General features: G+C 52.3%; 12 protein-coding genes. 8 read left to right on the top strand and 4 right to left on the bottom strand.

Annotation, left to right across the window (positions count from 1 at the left end):
* Positions 1 to 31 precede the first annotated feature (31 nt).
* Complete coding sequence (locus KNP71_RS03245) at positions 32 to 1,786, top strand: ABC transporter transmembrane domain-containing protein (protein ID WP_214756657.1); 1,755 nt, start codon at positions 32 to 34, stop codon at positions 1,784 to 1,786.
* On the top strand, positions 1,776 to 3,539 hold the full coding sequence (locus KNP71_RS03240; protein WP_214829996.1) for an ABC transporter ATP-binding protein: 1,764 nt from the start codon (positions 1,776 to 1,778) through the stop codon (positions 3,537 to 3,539). Before KNP71_RS03245 ends, KNP71_RS03240 begins: the two co-directional genes overlap by 11 nt.
* Positions 3,540 to 3,622: 83 nt before the next feature.
* On the opposite strand, the gene KNP71_RS03235 is transcribed toward KNP71_RS03240, so the two are convergent.
* Positions 3,623 to 3,802, bottom strand: a complete 180-nt coding sequence (locus KNP71_RS03235) for an aspartyl-phosphate phosphatase Spo0E family protein (protein ID WP_034777785.1) — start codon at positions 3,800 to 3,802, stop codon at positions 3,623 to 3,625.
* Between the two features lie 192 nt (positions 3,803 to 3,994).
* Between KNP71_RS03235 and KNP71_RS03230 the strand changes: the two genes are divergently transcribed.
* Both KNP71_RS03230 and KNP71_RS03225 read left to right on the top strand, forming a co-directional pair.
* Entirely contained in the window at positions 3,995 to 4,693 is a 699-nt protein-coding gene (locus tag KNP71_RS03230; RefSeq protein ID WP_114166290.1) for a cytochrome c biogenesis CcdA family protein, read from the top strand.
* Positions 4,694 to 4,713: 20 nt separating this feature from the next.
* Positions 4,714 to 5,166 carry a CcdC family protein gene (locus tag KNP71_RS03225; protein ID WP_034779932.1) on the top strand — a complete coding sequence of 151 codons (453 nt, stop codon included), beginning with the start codon at positions 4,714 to 4,716 and terminating at the stop codon, positions 5,164 to 5,166.
* Positions 5,167 to 5,200: 34 nt separating this feature from the next.
* On the opposite strand, the gene KNP71_RS03220 is transcribed toward KNP71_RS03225, so the two are convergent.
* From KNP71_RS03220 to KNP71_RS03210, 3 genes are all read right to left on the bottom strand, one after another.
* Positions 5,201 to 6,763 carry a solute symporter family protein gene (locus tag KNP71_RS03220; RefSeq protein WP_138859341.1) on the bottom strand — a complete coding sequence of 521 codons (1,563 nt, stop codon included), beginning with the start codon at positions 6,761 to 6,763 and terminating at the stop codon, positions 5,201 to 5,203.
* A complete protein-coding gene (locus KNP71_RS03215; RefSeq protein ID WP_138859342.1) occupies positions 6,760 to 7,092 on the bottom strand; it encodes a DUF485 domain-containing protein in 333 nt (110 codons plus the stop codon). The genes KNP71_RS03220 and KNP71_RS03215 overlap by 4 nt, the downstream gene beginning before the upstream one ends.
* A gap of 295 nt (positions 7,093 to 7,387) precedes the next feature.
* On the bottom strand, positions 7,388 to 7,819 hold the full coding sequence (locus KNP71_RS03210; RefSeq protein ID WP_034777781.1) for a DUF2621 family protein: 432 nt from the start codon (positions 7,817 to 7,819) through the stop codon (positions 7,388 to 7,390).
* A gap of 193 nt (positions 7,820 to 8,012) precedes the next feature.
* On the opposite strand from KNP71_RS03210, the gene KNP71_RS03205 reads away from it, so the two are divergent.
* The 4 genes from KNP71_RS03205 to KNP71_RS03190 all read left to right on the top strand — a co-directional run bounded on the left by KNP71_RS03205 (position 8,013) and on the right by KNP71_RS03190 (position 14,811).
* Positions 8,013 to 9,608 (top strand): peptide chain release factor 3, encoded by a 1,596-nt coding sequence (locus KNP71_RS03205; protein ID WP_058763801.1) that lies wholly within the window; start codon positions 8,013 to 8,015, stop codon positions 9,606 to 9,608.
* 197 nt (positions 9,609 to 9,805) lie between these two features.
* On the top strand, positions 9,806 to 12,520 hold the full coding sequence (gene acnA / locus KNP71_RS03200; protein WP_214829993.1) for an aconitate hydratase AcnA: 2,715 nt from the start codon (positions 9,806 to 9,808) through the stop codon (positions 12,518 to 12,520).
* Between the two features lie 107 nt (positions 12,521 to 12,627).
* Positions 12,628 to 13,116, top strand: coding sequence for a DUF3939 domain-containing protein (locus KNP71_RS03195; RefSeq protein WP_214714777.1), 489 nt, complete (start codon positions 12,628 to 12,630; stop codon positions 13,114 to 13,116).
* Between the two features lie 126 nt (positions 13,117 to 13,242).
* Positions 13,243 to 14,811, top strand: coding sequence for a BCCT family transporter (locus KNP71_RS03190; RefSeq protein ID WP_214829990.1), 1,569 nt, complete (start codon positions 13,243 to 13,245; stop codon positions 14,809 to 14,811).
* Positions 14,812 to 14,894 lie beyond the last annotated feature (83 nt).

The following is a 14,894-nucleotide window of genomic DNA, read 5'->3' as shown; positions in this document are numbered from 1 at the left end:
TGAATTCAAGACAACATAGGGGGTGTTTCAGATTCGTGTATTCAAACAATTGGCTTGGTTCTTCAAGCTCGAATGGCGGACGTATGCGCTCGGTATCGTCCTACTCATGTTCGTTGCGGCGCTCGAACTCGTGCCGCCACGCATCATCGGCCGAATCGTCGATGAGATCAACCGAGAATCGCTCGAAACAGATTTATTGTGGATGTTGCTCGGCGGGCTCGCGGCCGTCGGCATCGGAAACTATGTGGCCCGCTTCTTCTGGCGGTACTTCATCTTTGGGGCTTCAATTCGGCTCGGTCGGATGTTGCGGAGTCAGCTCTATCGCCATTTCACCGATTTAGATCAACGTTTTTATAAGAAGTCGCGGGTCGGGGATTTGATGGCCCATGCGACGAACGATGTCCAAGCCGTCTCGACGACGGCGGGTGCGGGGATTTTGACGCTCGTCGACAGCATTACCATGGGGACGTTCGTCATCATCACGATGGTGACGACGATTAGTTGGAAGTTGACGGTCGTAGCGCTGTTGCCGCTGCCAATCATGGTCGCGTTAACGACACGATACGGCAAACTATTACATAATCGGTTCGGGGTCGCTCAGGCGGCGTTCTCCGAACTGAATGACAAAGTCCAAGAGAGCGTCAGCGGTGTCCGGGTATTGAAATCGGCCGGGGAAGTCGGCCGCGACGTCGACTCGTTCGAGAAGTTATCCGACGAGGTCATGGCGAAGAACGTCCGCGTCGCCAAAATCGATGCACTATACGACCCGACCATCTTCGGAATCGTCGGCCTCTCGTATATCCTATCGATTGGCTATGGTGCCTATTTGATTGAACAAGGCGAGCTGACAATCGGTCAAATCGTCAGTTTCACGGCGTATCTCAGTTTGCTCACTTGGCCGATGCTTGCGTTCGGCTGGCTGTTCAATATCGTCGAACGCGGTCGTGCGTCTTATGACCGAATCGAGCGAATGCTCGCCGTCAAACCTGAGATTCAAGATGACCCGATGGCGGCGACGAAACTTGCCTATTCGGAGATTGAGGCGGACATTCATGCCTTCCGCTATGACGAGACACCCGTCTTACAAGACGTGTCGTTCCGAATCGAACGCGGTCGCACGCTCGGAATTGTCGGACGGACAGGCTCCGGTAAAACGACAATCGTTCGGTTATTGACGCGGGAGTATGACGTCCATGACGGCACGATTAAAATCGGGGGCATCAATATCCGACAGGTGAAAAAGTCACTTCTGCTCGACAAGGTCGCCGTCGTCCCGCAAGACCACTTCTTGTTCAGCGACTCGATTGCAAACAATATCGCGTTCGGTAAACCGGAAGCAAAACTTGACGAGATTATGGAAGCAGCTAAAATCGCCGAAGTGCATGATGACATCATGCGGTTACCAGAAGGTTATGCCACGCTTGTAGGCGAACGGGGCGTGACGCTATCGGGCGGCCAAAAACAACGCATCTCGATTGCACGTGCCCTCATGATCGAGGCAGACGTATTGATTCTAGACGATGCTCTCTCCGCCGTCGATGCGAAGACGGAAGAAGCGATCATCGAGCATTTCCGGGCCGGGAATCCCGATCAATCTCGGTTGATTGTCGCGCACCGACTGTCTGCGGTCGAGCACGCCGACGAGATTCTCGTTCTCGAAGACGGTCGTATCATCCAACGAGGCCGGCATCAGGACTTGATTCGCGAACCGGGATGGTACAAAGATACGTATGATCGTCAACAGCTCGAAGCAATCGTAGAAGGGGGTGGCCACCATGAAGCATGACGTTCAGGAATGGGCGGTCATCAAACGTCTATTGGCGTATACGAATCGTTACTCACGCCCACTCAGTCTCGCTTTCGTCTTTTTGTTGCTCGCCACCGGTGCAAAGCTCGCGGGACCGTTTTTAATCAAGGTCTTTATTGATGAGTTCGTGACGCCAGGCGTCTATCCGACGAACTGGGTCGTCACATTGCTCGTCGTTTATTTGGTCTTGCATGTGTCGGCGATCATCTTCGACTATTTACAGTCGATTTCATTCCAAAAAATCGCCTTAAAAATCGTTCAAAACATTCGGATGGATATTTTCCGTCACGTCATGGGCATGCGGCTCGCCTATTTCGACCGGACGCCAGCAGGCGTACTCGTCTCGCGGATTACGAACGACACCGAGGCGGTCAAGGAGCTGTACGTCGGAGTGATGAGCACGTTCGTCCAATCGGCCGTGCAGCTGCTCGGGACATACGTGTTCCTTTACATCCTCGAACCGACGCTCGCAACGATGGGGCTCGTGCTCGTGCCGTTGTTCTGGCTCATCATCTGGGTGTATCGTCGCTACTCGACGAAGTACTTCGCGCAAGTGCGTGATCTGCTGTCACAATTGAACGGACAGTTGAATGAGTCGATTAACGGGATGGGAATCGTTCAACAGTTTCGTCAAGAAGAGCGGCTTGTCCGCCAATTCGAAGAGACGAACGAGGCCCACCAAGAAGCACGTTATCGGAACTTGAAGCTCGACAGTATGTTGTTGCGACCGATTATCGAATTGTTGCTCGCCTTCTCCATCATCGGGCTGCTCGGCTATTACGGCGTCTTGTCAACGACCGAGCAAGTGCAGGTCGGGGTCGTCTATGCCTTCATCAGCTACATCGAGCGCATCTTCCGTCCGGTGCTCGACATCATGCAACGCTTGAGCGAGTTTCAACAGGCGGTCGTCTCGGCGGACCGTGTCTTCAAAATCTTGGACACGGATGAACCGGCTCCAGGAAAGAGTCTTGCCGGTCCTGCCGAAATCGGCTCCGGGGAAGTCCGGTTCGAGAACGTCACGTTCAGCTACGATGGGGAAGTCGATGTATTGAAACAGATATCATTCGTCGCCAAACCAGGCGAAACGGTCGCCCTCGTCGGTCACACGGGTAGCGGAAAGAGTTCAATCATCAACCTGTTGACCCGGTTCTATCCGTATCAATCAGGCCAAATCACGATCGACGGGTATCCGATCGAGCAGTTCGAGGAAGCCGAGCTCCGAGCCAAAGTCGGGCTTGTGCTCCAAGATCCATTTTTGTTCACAGGGACGATCGAGGATAACTTGAAACTGTTCAATCCGACGATCGACTCGGACAAAGTCCGGGAAGCGGCCGAGTTCGTGCAAGCTCATACGTTCGTCGAGAAGCTTGAGGCCGGTTACGGACATACGGTCGGTGAGCGCGGCGCGACATTCTCGAGCGGGGAACGGCAACTGCTCGCCTTCGCCCGGACGGTCGCCCGTGACCCGAAGATTTTGATTTTAGATGAGGCGACGAGTTCGATTGACACCGAGACCGAGGAGCGTGTCCAGCTCGCCCTCGATCGGATGAGACGGGGACGGACGACGATTGCCATCGCTCACCGTCTGTCGACGATTCAAGATGCCGACTTGATTCTCGTCCTTCATCGGGGTGAGATCGTCGAACGAGGTAACCATCAGGCGCTTTTAAAACAGGATGGGCTGTACAAAAAGATGTACGAACTTCAATCTGGCCAACGTCTGATGTCATAAATTACAAAAAAGACACCGTCAAGGTGTCTTTTTTCCATGGAAAAAGCCCGCCACTTCAAGGAAGGACGGGCCGTTTGGTTCGATTAATTTATGTGGTCTGAAGCGTGTATGGCTAGGACGTGACGTGTAATCAGCTTGTCCAATTCTTGGCTGACATGAATCACTTCTGGAGACGTCCAACTGTGCTGCGAGGCGATTTCATACAGTTCATCGCGTTTCTGTTCAATGGCATAATGTAAGTTTTCAGCTGTGATGACCGCCACGGTGTTTCCCCCATCGTTGTAAGATCGATACTGACTAATAAGAATATCCAAATCTTAGCATCTAACACTACCGTTTACAAGTTTCATTTCCATTTCAAAGATTACAAATTCAATCATGTAAGGTGCTCGGAAAAAGATGCGAGCATTTTGAAAAGGTTTTCGCTATAATGGGGCTGAAAGGTGGAAGATCGCATGGAAGTCACACTTTGGCTCGCATTTGGGGCGGGCGTCTTATCATTTTTATCGCCGTGCACGCTACCGTTGTATCCAGTCTTTTTATCGTATATCACTGGGGTCTCAGTCTCTGATTTAAAGAGCGAGGGACTGCGACAACGCACGGCCTGGTTTCACACGTTCTCATTCTTGATTGGTTTCTCGATCGTCTTCCTCGTGCTCGGTCTGTCGACCTCGCTCATTGCCGACGTGTTCATTCAATATAAGGATAGTTTGCGCATGTTCGGTGCCATCCTCATCTTCGTATTCGGCGTCTTTTTGGCGGGACTTTGGCAACCTAGTTTCATGATGCGCGAGAAAAAGCTCGCTTTAGGGGAGCGTAAAAGCGGCTACTTTGGAACGGCATTGATTGGAATTGGATTCGCGGCGGGATGGACCCCGTGTACCGGACCGATTCTTGCCGGTGTCATCGCGCTCGCGGCCTCGAACCCGAGTCAAGGGATGGGCTATATGTTGGCGTACGTCATCGGCTTCGCCATCCCATTCCTCATCATGGCGAGATTTGTCGGGAAAATCAAATACTTGGCGCGCAACAGTGCCAAGGTGGCAAAATTCGGAGGTTATTTGATGATGGCCTTCGGCGTCGTATTATATTTTGATGGCATGAATCGCTTCGCTGCTTGGATGAGCGAATTAGTAGGATTCACCGGATTTTAAAAGGGGTTGACCGAATGTCGATATTTTGGGGATCGACCCTCGTCGCACTAATGATGGGCCTGATTGCGAGCTTCGTTCGCGTCAAAGCATCAGCACGTCCGACGAATGCTAAAAAGATCTTGATTCCGCCCTTGGCGATGTCGACCGGGATGTTGCAATTTCTCGTCCCGGCGTTTCGATTGACTTGGCTCGAGGTCGGAGAAGCTTTAATCGTCGGATTGATTTTCAGCGTATTTCTCATCAAGACATCGAACTTCGAGAAACGTGATGGTGAGGTGTACTTATCCCGCTCGAAAGCGTTCTTTATCGTCGTCTTCGTCTTATTGGCGATTCGGACGGTCATGAAGGCGTTTCTCGGAGACGAAGTCAATATTTTCGCGACGGGCGGACTGTTCTATTTGATTGCCTGGGGCATGATCGTCCCATGGCGCATCGCCATGTACCAAAAATATAAACAAATCGCTTCAACATGAACGGCGTCCCTCGCGAGGGACGCCGTTTTGTCGATTATGAAGATTTTTTCGTCATGGCAGCTTCCGTCTCGGCATCGATCCCGGTGTTCGCTTTGACGAGGATGCGTTCGAAGTTTCCGGCGACTTCGTCCGACTTCGTCACGTACGTCCCGACGATGGCGGCCAGGAAGCCGAGCGGGATCGAGACGATTCCCGGGTTCGTGAGCGGGAATAACGCCTCACCGATAAAGATTGCCGAGCCATCCGGTGCCCACACGTTCGGGCTGATGGCGACGAGGAAAAGCGACGAGAATAATCCGACGACCATGCCGAACACGGCTCCGTCCGTATTGAACCGTCTCCAATAAATCGTGAACAAAATGACCGGCAAGTTCGCGCTGGCAGCGACAGCGAATGCGAGAGAGACGAGAAATGCGACGTTCATCGATTGGGCGAAGAAGGCGAGTCCCATCGAGACGAGTGCGACCGCGATTGAAGCGATCCGGGCCGCTGTGACTTGTTCTTTTTCGGTCGCTTCGCCCTTCCGGATGAAATGACCATAAAAGTCGTGGGCGAACGCCGAGGCCGCCGATAAGACGAGTCCTGCGACGACGGCAAGAATCGTGGCGAAGGCGATGGCGGCCACGAAAGCGAACAATAAGTCACCGCCGAGCACTTGGGCGAGGAGAGGCGCGGCCATGTTCCCGGCCGGGTTGGCGGCGACGATGGCGTCCGATCCGACGAACGCGGCGGCCCCAAATCCGAGGAAGATCGTCAGTATGTAGAACGCACCGATGACCCATGTCGCATAGACGACGGATTGTCGTGCCGTCGGTGCATCCTTGACCGTGAAGAAGCGGATGAGAATGTGCGGTAGACCGGCCGTCCCAAGGACGAGTGCCAAATTGAGTGAAATCGTATCGAGCGGGAGCTTGAACTTGTTGCCAGGGTTCAAGAAGCTCTCCCCGAGCGGTGTCGCCTTACTGACCTCGGAAAACATGGTGAAGACGGAGAAGTCAAAGCGGGCGAACACGAGGAATGAAATGATGGCGGTCCCGATCATCAACAAGACGGCTTTTGTGATCTGTACCCATGATGTCGCGGTCATCCCCCCGAAAACGACATAGACGGTCATTAAGATTCCGACGACGATGACGCTCGTCGTGTATGGGATGCCGAGCAAGAGCTCGATGAGTGCCCCGGCGCCGACGAGTTGGGCGATCATATAAAAGATGGAGATGACGATAGCATTCATGGCGGCAACCCCTCGCACGCGCGGCTTGTTGAAGCGTGCCGCAATCATATCGGCCATCGTATACTTTCCAAGGTTACGGAGCGGCTCGGCGACCAAATATAGGACGACGAGGTAGGCAACGAGGAAACCAATCGAGTAAAAGAACCCATCGAACCCGGCGAGGGCAATCATCCCGGCAATCCCGAGGAATGAAGCGGCCGACATATAATCACCGGCGATGGCCAGACCATTTTGGAATCCGGTCAAACCACCGTCGGCCGTATAAAAGTCGCTTGCGGTCTTTGTCTTTTGGGCGGCGAAAAATGTGATGACGAGCGTGAGTCCAACAATCGCGACGAATAGAAGAATAGCTGTCCAGTTCATCGTCCCTCCTCCTCTTGTTTGATGGCTGCGACGAGCTCGTCGAAGCGGCGGGCCCGGCGGCTATACATGACACAAAACGTCCAGGTCATGAAGAATTGGGCGAAGGCGAGCACCCAGGCCCAAGTGATCTCACCGGCGACAGCGATGTTCAAGAACGTGAAGTAGCTCGTGGAGATTGGTAACGTAAAATAAAAGATGAGTGAGAAGATGATGGATGGAACAATGAACCGGTTCTTTTCTTGCATCAACTTGTGGAATGAAGGGCTCTCGACGATTGTTTCGGCGGAGCGAGTGCTGTCAGTTCGCGTGACGTGCGTGACATCATGCATCGGAAAACCTCCTTTTGGAATCAAGATACGTACATTATAGAAATGTAAATAAAGGAAAAGCTATCCATTTTTATTGCTAAAACCCATGCATGTTATACTAATATTGGTCATACCACTTTATTGTAATCGTTTTTAATATTGTCTATATTATGAACGGTATTTAAGAATAATTAATCCGTCCAAAAAAGGTACTTTGGACTTAGTATTCGTATGGCACAATTTCCGTTTCGTATAACTTAGTTGAACTGGTGAAGACAAAAAAAGATGCCAAGCCCAAGGCCGGCATCTCGTTTCATCATTGTTGGAAATAATGTTGATACATTTTCCAGTCGATTTGTTCTTCTTCAAGCGCCTTTTTTAAAAATTTATGGTCCCGTTTCGGTGTCGCGGCGATATAGCCTTTGACGACGAGCTCAGTCGTCATTTCACGGGCCCGCGTCTCGAGAGCGAACTGTCCGATTTTGCCCGCAATCTTTCGGATGGCGACGTCGCGGAACAGCTCCGGTACCGGTGTGACGAGACGATCAAGCAATGTACGCGTCTCCGGTGTCCATAAGTGGCGTGTCTTGTCGATGTAATCATCCTCGATGTCGAGGAGTGAGCGCCCGTCTTCTTTCGGCATTCGTTTTAAAAATTTGCGGAACATGAAGTAGCCGCCGATCGACATCAACCCGATCATCACGAATCCCCAGAAGACAATGAAATACATCACCAAGTTTTCTGGCATCGTCTTTCCCCCGTTCTGTCATTTCACGATCATTCAAGCTAAGTATACAAAAAAGGGGCGCGATACAAAAGCTACAGCTATCCGTTCCTTACTATAAAGATGGACGAAACGCGCGGGCTTCGTTAGAATAGATAGCGTTGCAATGAGCAAGAGCCAGTGTAAATCGTAATGTTCAGAAAGGAAAGAGCCATACATGAACCAATTAAAACAAGAAGTTGAGAAGCGGCGTATTTTCGGCATCATCTCGCACCCGGATGCCGGTAAGACGACGCTCACCGAGAAATTGCTCCTTCACGGGGGAGCCATCCGTGAAGCGGGGACGGTCAAAGCCCGTAAAAACTCTAAACACGCCAAATCTGACTGGATGGAGATCGAGAAACAACGTGGAATCTCGGTCACGTCATCGGTCATGCAGTTCGTCTATCAAGATAAGGTCGTCTCAATCATGGACACGCCCGGACACAACGATTTCGGGGAAGACACGTACCGTGTGTTGACGTCGGTCGATAGCGCCGTCATGGTCATCGATGCGGCCAAAGGGATTGAGACGCAGACGAAGAAATTGTTCCAAGTCTGTCGGATGCGGGGGATTCCAATCTTCACGTTCATGAACAAATTGGACCGCCAAGCGAAAGATCCGCTCGAACTCATGGAAGAGCTCGAAGAAGTGCTCGGCATGCCTTCGGTCGCCGTCACGTGGCCGATTGGGAGCGGGATGCAGTTCGAAGGGGTGTACGACCGCCTGAAGAACGAAGTCCACTTGTTCCGGGGTGAGAAAGGGACGCTCACGTTGAACGAGGACGGCGTCAATGACCCGATTCTCGCCGATTATTTGACGGAAGAGAACTTGACGAACCTTCGAGATGAAATCGATCTTCTCGACGGTGCCGGCAATGAAATCGAAGTCGATGCGATTCAGCACGGGAAATTGACTCCGGTCTTTTTCGGGACGGCCCTCGTCGACTTCGGCGTGACATCGTTCTTGAACCACTATCTCGCCATGTCACCGGCCCCTGAGGCCCGTAAGTCGAATGTCGGTCCAATCGACCCGACGTCAGAAGACTTCAGCGGCTTCGTCTTCAAGATTCAAGCGAACATGAACCCGGCCCACCGTGACCGCATCGCCTTCGTCCGCATCTGTTCGGGCGTGTTCGAGCGCGGCATGGACGTCACACTCACGCGGACAGGGAAGAAAATCAAATTGAGTCAATCGACGCAGCTCATGGCCAACGACCGGGAAACGGTCGATCAGGCGTTCGCTGGAGACGTGATCGGGATTTACGATTCGGGGACATACCAAATCGGCGACACGATCACGACGTCGAAACAGAAAATCGCGTTTGAGGCGTTGCCGACGTTCCCGCCTGAACTGTTCATGCGCGTCTCGCCAATCAACTCGCTCAAGTCGAAGCATTTCCACAAAGGTGTGGAGCAGCTCGCCCAAGAGGGAGCAATTCAAGTGTATCGCAACGAATACAACGAGATTTATCTCGGTGCGGTCGGTCAACTCCAATTCGAAGTGTTCGAGTATCGCTTGAACAACGAATACGGCGTCGACATCCGTATGGAGCCGGTCTCGTACAGCGTCGCACGTTGGGTGAAGGACAAGGAATTGAAGGCGCTCAAGCCCTTCCAGGACTCACGCAACATGCTCGTGACGGATCGTTGGGAGCGTCCTGTGTTCTTGTTCGCCAACGAGTTCACGTTCGATCGCTTCAAAGAACGGTATGAAGATGAGCTCACGCTCGTCGACGCCCTCGACGTCAACGTCGAGATTGGCGCAGAATAATGATTGAAGACGGCTCTTGTCCAAGGGCCGTCTTTTCTTGTTTCAGTGAGTCCGACGCTATTGATAAGTTTTACTTATGACTAATTTGTGACGGAATGTATTTTACGTCACGCTATAGTTGTATTATGATAAACATGTGATAAGTAAGCGATTACGGCACGTGCCGGCATCGCCGCTTTCAAAAAGGGGGATATCGTATGGAACAGACGAACGTATTAGACGCTTTCAAATCTCGGACGCAGTTCGAGGTCAATGGACAAGCGTACGATTATTACCGGCTTAAAAAGCTTGAAGAAGAAGGGGTGACGGAACTTAGTCGACTTCCGTACTCGATTCGCGTATTGCTCGAATCTGTGCTTCGTCAACAGGATGGCCGTGCCATCACGAAAGAACATGTCGAGAACTTGGCTAAATGGGGTACTGCCGAAGTTTCGAAAGACATCGATGTTCCGTTCAAACCGGCTCGTGTCGTCCTTCAGGACTTTACGGGTGTACCGACGGTCGTTGACCTCGCCTCACTTCGCAAGGCGATGGCTGACCTTGGTGGAGACCCGAACAAAGTCAATCCTGAAATCCCGGTTGACCTCGTCGTCGACCACTCGGTCCAAGTCGATGCGTACGGTTTTGCCGGCGCACTCATGAAAAACATGGACATCGAGTTCGAGCGTAACGAAGAGCGCTACAAGTTCTTGCGTTGGGCCCAGACGGCGTTCGACAACTATCGCGCCGTTCCGCCTGCGACAGGAATCGTTCACCAAGTCAACTTGGAGTACTTGGCGTCGGTCGTCCTCGAGAAGAATGACGGAACGGGCAATGTCGCCTATCCAGACTCGCTCGTCGGAACGGACTCGCACACGACGATGATCAACGGTCTCGGCGTCCTCGGTTGGGGTGTCGGTGGAATCGAAGCCGAGGCGAGCATGCTCGGACAACCGTCTTATTTCCCGGTACCAGACGTCGTCGGCGTCAAAATCATCGGTGAAGTCAATCCGGGTGTCACGGCGACAGACGTCGCGCTCGTCGTCACAGAAATGCTCCGTAACGAGAAAGTCGTCGGCAAGTTCGTCGAGTTCTTCGGTCCATCGCTTCACACGATGCCGCTCTCAGACCGGGCAACGATTGCCAACATGGCGCCTGAGTATGGTGCGACTTGTGGCTTCTTCCCAGTCGATACAGAGACGCTCAACTATATGCGCACGACAGGTCGCCCAGAAGAATTGATCGACCTCGTCGAAGCCTACTCGAAAGCGAATGACTTGTTCTACACACCAGATCAAGCGGACCCGTCGTTCACGAAGACGCTCACGCTCGACTTGTCGAAAGTACAACCGTCGCTTGCTGGACCGAAACGTCCACAAGACCGAATCAACTTATCAGACCTTCAGACAGCGTTCGTCGATAGCGTGACGGCACCAGCCGGACACAGCGGCTTCGGTCTTGAAAAATCCGAGCTTGAGAAGAAAGCAGCTATCAACTATGCAGACGGCTCTGTCGACATGCGCACGGGTGACGTGGCGATCGCAGCAATCACAAGCTGTACGAACACATCAAACCCATATGTCATGGTCGGAGCAGGTCTCGTCGCGAAGAAAGCTGTCGAACGCGGTCTCACGGTTCCAAAATTCGTGAAGACGTCGCTCGCACCGGGCTCGAAAGTCGTTACCGACTACCTCGACAAAGCCGGTCTCACGCCATACCTCGACCAACTCGGTTTCAACACCGTTGGGTACGGATGTACGACATGTATCGGAAACTCGGGTCCACTCGACCGCGAAGTCGAAGAAGCGATCACATCGAACGATTTGCTCGTCTCATCGGTCCTCTCGGGGAACCGTAACTTCGAAGGCCGAGTCCATCCGCTCGTCAAAGCGAACTTCTTGGCGTCACCGCCACTCGTCGTCGCTTACGCACTCGCCGGATCAGTCAACTTCGACATCATGAACGAGTCGTTCGGAACGGACAAAGATGGCAACGAGGTCTTCTTCAAAGACATCTGGCCATCAAACGATGAAATTAAGATGGTCGTTCAAGATGTCGTCTCACCAGAAGCGTTCCGGAAAGAGTACGACACGGTGTTCACAGGGAATGAGCGTTGGAATGCCCTCGACGTGCCAGAAGGCAACTTGTATGACTTCTCGGACGATTCGACGTATATCCAAAACCCACCGTTCTTCGAAAACCTCGAGCCAGAAGCGGGAGAAGTACATGCGTTGAACGGACTCCGCGTCATCGGGAAGTTTGCTGATTCGGTCACGACCGATCACATCTCACCAGCTGGAGCATTCTCGAAAACGACACCAGCCGGCCAATACCTTCAATCGAAAGGTGTCGCACCGCTCGACTTCAACTCGTATGGCTCACGCCGCGGGAACCACGAAGTCATGATGCGCGGTACGTTCGCGAACATCCGTATCCGTAACCAAGTCGCACCTGGCACTGAAGGCGGCTTCACGACGTACTGGCCGACTGGCGAAATCATGCCGATGTACGATGCAGCCATGAAGTACAAAGAGCAAGGCACAGGCCTTGTCGTCTTCGCTGGAAACGACTACGGTATGGGCTCGTCACGTGACTGGGCAGCCAAAGGGACGAATTTACTCGGCATCCGTGCTGTCATCGCGCAAAGCTTCGAACGGATTCACCGCTCGAACCTCGTCATGATGGGCGTATTGCCACTTCAGTTCATGGACGGGGAGTCAGCTGACTCACTCGGACTCACAGGCGAAGAAGCAATCGACATCCAAGTCGACGAGTCAGTCCGCCCACGTGATATCCTGAACGTCAAAGCAACACACGAGAACGGCACAGTGACCGAGTTCAAAGTCATCGCGCGCTTCGATTCAGAAGTCGAGATCGATTATTACCGTCACGGTGGCATCTTGCAGATGGTTCTCCGCAACAAATTGAAATAAGCAACATAGCCTTCCTTTGCAAAAAGGAAGGTTTTTTTTGTGAATATGCGAATAAAAGGTGAGAGGATGACTCATATCGGGAAGAGAATGGGGAGAGGGGGGAGTGTATGGAACGACAGACGAAATCAGGTAAAAACTGGTGGCAACGGCTGACGCAAAAAGAGGAAGTGCCGGAGGAAGAGTTCGACCTCACGCTTCCGCAGTTGCGAGAAGCCATCCATGAATATGAACAGACGTTACCGAAAGGCGTCAATCGCACGGTCTTGCTCGACGAAACGCAAGAAATCGATTTGGCTCGACTGAAAAAACACTTGCCCGGTAAACCGAGACAGCGGTTCTATATGTCAAAAGAGACGTTTCATATCGTCCCTGAGGACGAACGGGAATTGGTCTATGAGATGGATCAAGTACAACGGGCGCTCGATTTATACTTTGAACAAGAAAAAAAAATACCGTTTCGAAAATTTCAACAGACACTGCAATTGGATTTGACTCGATTACGTGAAGGCGGCTACTTGAAAGTACTGCCGAAACGGCCCTATTACGTCGTTGACGAGACGTTAATCGTGTCCTTGGAACCGAAACCGCCAGAGTGACGACACGCCATCGTCACTTTTTTTGACATGGTCGTCCGAGCACGTCGCGGGGTTGAGTCTGGTTTACAAACTATGTTACGGTGGAAAACGTATATGAAAATAAGAAAATTGAATAGGAGTGAGATTATGGAAAGGAAAAGCCAAGTGACGACCGTTTTTCTCGTTTCAGCCATCATTACGGTCTTATTCACGATCTGGGGTGTCATCCCAGAGAGCGTCCTCGGTAACGGCAGTCTCTTGAACGTGACGACGAAACTGCAGGGCTGGCTCTCGAACGGCTTTGGCTGGTTTTATTTACTCAGTGCGACCGGAATTCTACTCGTCGCCATCTTTTTAATCTTCTCGAGGTTCGGGTCAATTCGACTCGGGAAAGATACGGATCGTCCGGAATTCGGGTATCTGTCATGGTTCGCCATGTTGTTCAGTGCCGGGATGGGGATCGGACTCGTCTTCTGGGGGGCAGCCGAACCGCTGTCACATTTTCACGCGCCGCCATTCGATTCGGGCACACCTGAGGGCGATGCCCGAACGGCGATGCAATATTCGTTTTTCCACTGGGGCTTGCACCCATGGGCGATTTACGCGATGATCGCGCTCGCCATTGCTTACTCAACGTTCCGGAAAGGGCGTCCGGCGACGATCGGGGAGACCATCGGCTCACTCGTCAAAGACCGCTACGAAATACCGGTCAAACGGACGGTCGATGTGTTGGCCATCATCGCGACCGCGTTCGGTGTGGCGACTTCGCTCGGCTTCGGGGCCCAGCAAATTGCCGGCGGGATTCACTTCTTGATTCCGAACGTACCAAACGCGTTCTCGACCCAATTGATTATCATCGCCGTCGTAACGGTACTCTATATGATCAGTGCATCGACGGGAGTCGAGAAAGGGATTCGTATTTTAAGTAATACGAACATCTTTCTCGCCATCGTCCTCTTGATCGCAACGCTCATGGTCGGACCGAGTGCATTCATCCTCGATTTGTTCACGCAGACGATCGGGACATATTTGCAACAGTTACCGTCGATGAGTTTCCGGACGGCAGCGTTTGAGCCGGTGGAACGCGAATGGATCAACGGATGGACGATTTTCTATTGGGCTTGGTGGATTTCATGGTCACCGTTCGTCGGGACGTTCATCGCTCGTGTCTCGAAAGGACGTACGATTCGTGAATTCATCATCGGGATTCTACTCGTGCCGACCTCGTTCGGTCTGCTCTGGTTCTCCGTATTTGGCGGTGCGGCCATCTGGGCTGATTTGAACGGTGGGGCAAACTTGATTGCAACGGTTAACGAGATTGGCACGGAAGTCGGTCTGTTCGCCTTGTTCGAGACGTTTGGTGGGTTTGGCACGATCCTTAGTGTCGTCGCCATTTTCTTAGTCTCTGTCTTCTTCATCACGTCAGCGGACTCGGCGACATACGTGCTCGGCATGTTGTCGACGAATGGAAAACTCGTGCCGCCGATGCGGATCAAGCTCATCTGGGGTCTCATTCAGTCATCGATTGCCGCCGTGCTCTTATACGTCGGTGGACTTGGAGCGCTACAAGCGGTCGCCATCCTGGTCGCTTTCCCGTTCATCTTCGTGTTAATTTTGATGATTGTCGCCTTGTTCAAAGATTTGTCTGATGAACCAGACGAACGGGACAAGTATATTGAAGCGTATAAGCAGGAAGAAGAAGATAAGCTCGGATAAAAGGAAAGGGTCTCGGTTGAGGCCCTTTTTTGGTTGTAAATGTTTTGCAGGACCCTCTCGCTAGTGTAGGATAGTAAGTGAAG

The sequence above is a fragment of the Exiguobacterium sp. s56 genome (genome assembly GCF_018618255.1).
GTDB lineage: Bacteria > Bacillota > Bacilli > Exiguobacteriales > Exiguobacteriaceae > Exiguobacterium > Exiguobacterium chiriqhucha.
Note: the sequence above shows the minus strand (reverse complement) of the source record. Positions and strands in the feature narration are given on the sequence as shown.

Excerpts from the sequence above, each read along its gene's own strand:
- KNP71_RS03240 (WP_214829996.1), top strand. The coding sequence starts at position 1,776 with ATGAAGCATGACGTTCAGGAATGGGCGGTCATCAAACGTCTATTGGCG.
- KNP71_RS03230 (WP_114166290.1), top strand. The coding sequence starts at position 3,995 with ATGGAAGTCACACTTTGGCTCGCATTTGGGGCGGGCGTCTTATCATTT.
- KNP71_RS03220 (WP_138859341.1), bottom strand. The coding sequence starts at position 6,763 with ATGAACTGGACAGCTATTCTTCTATTCGTCGCGATTGTTGGACTCACG.
- KNP71_RS03215 (WP_138859342.1), bottom strand. The coding sequence starts at position 7,092 with ATGCATGATGTCACGCACGTCACGCGAACTGACAGCACTCGCTCCGCC.
- KNP71_RS03210 (WP_034777781.1), bottom strand. The coding sequence starts at position 7,819 with ATGCCAGAAAACTTGGTGATGTATTTCATTGTCTTCTGGGGATTCGTG.
- KNP71_RS03205 (WP_058763801.1), top strand. The coding sequence starts at position 8,013 with ATGAACCAATTAAAACAAGAAGTTGAGAAGCGGCGTATTTTCGGCATC.
- acnA (WP_214829993.1), top strand. The coding sequence starts at position 9,806 with ATGGAACAGACGAACGTATTAGACGCTTTCAAATCTCGGACGCAGTTC.
- KNP71_RS03195 (WP_214714777.1), top strand. The coding sequence starts at position 12,628 with ATGGAACGACAGACGAAATCAGGTAAAAACTGGTGGCAACGGCTGACG.
- KNP71_RS03190 (WP_214829990.1), top strand. The coding sequence starts at position 13,243 with ATGGAAAGGAAAAGCCAAGTGACGACCGTTTTTCTCGTTTCAGCCATC.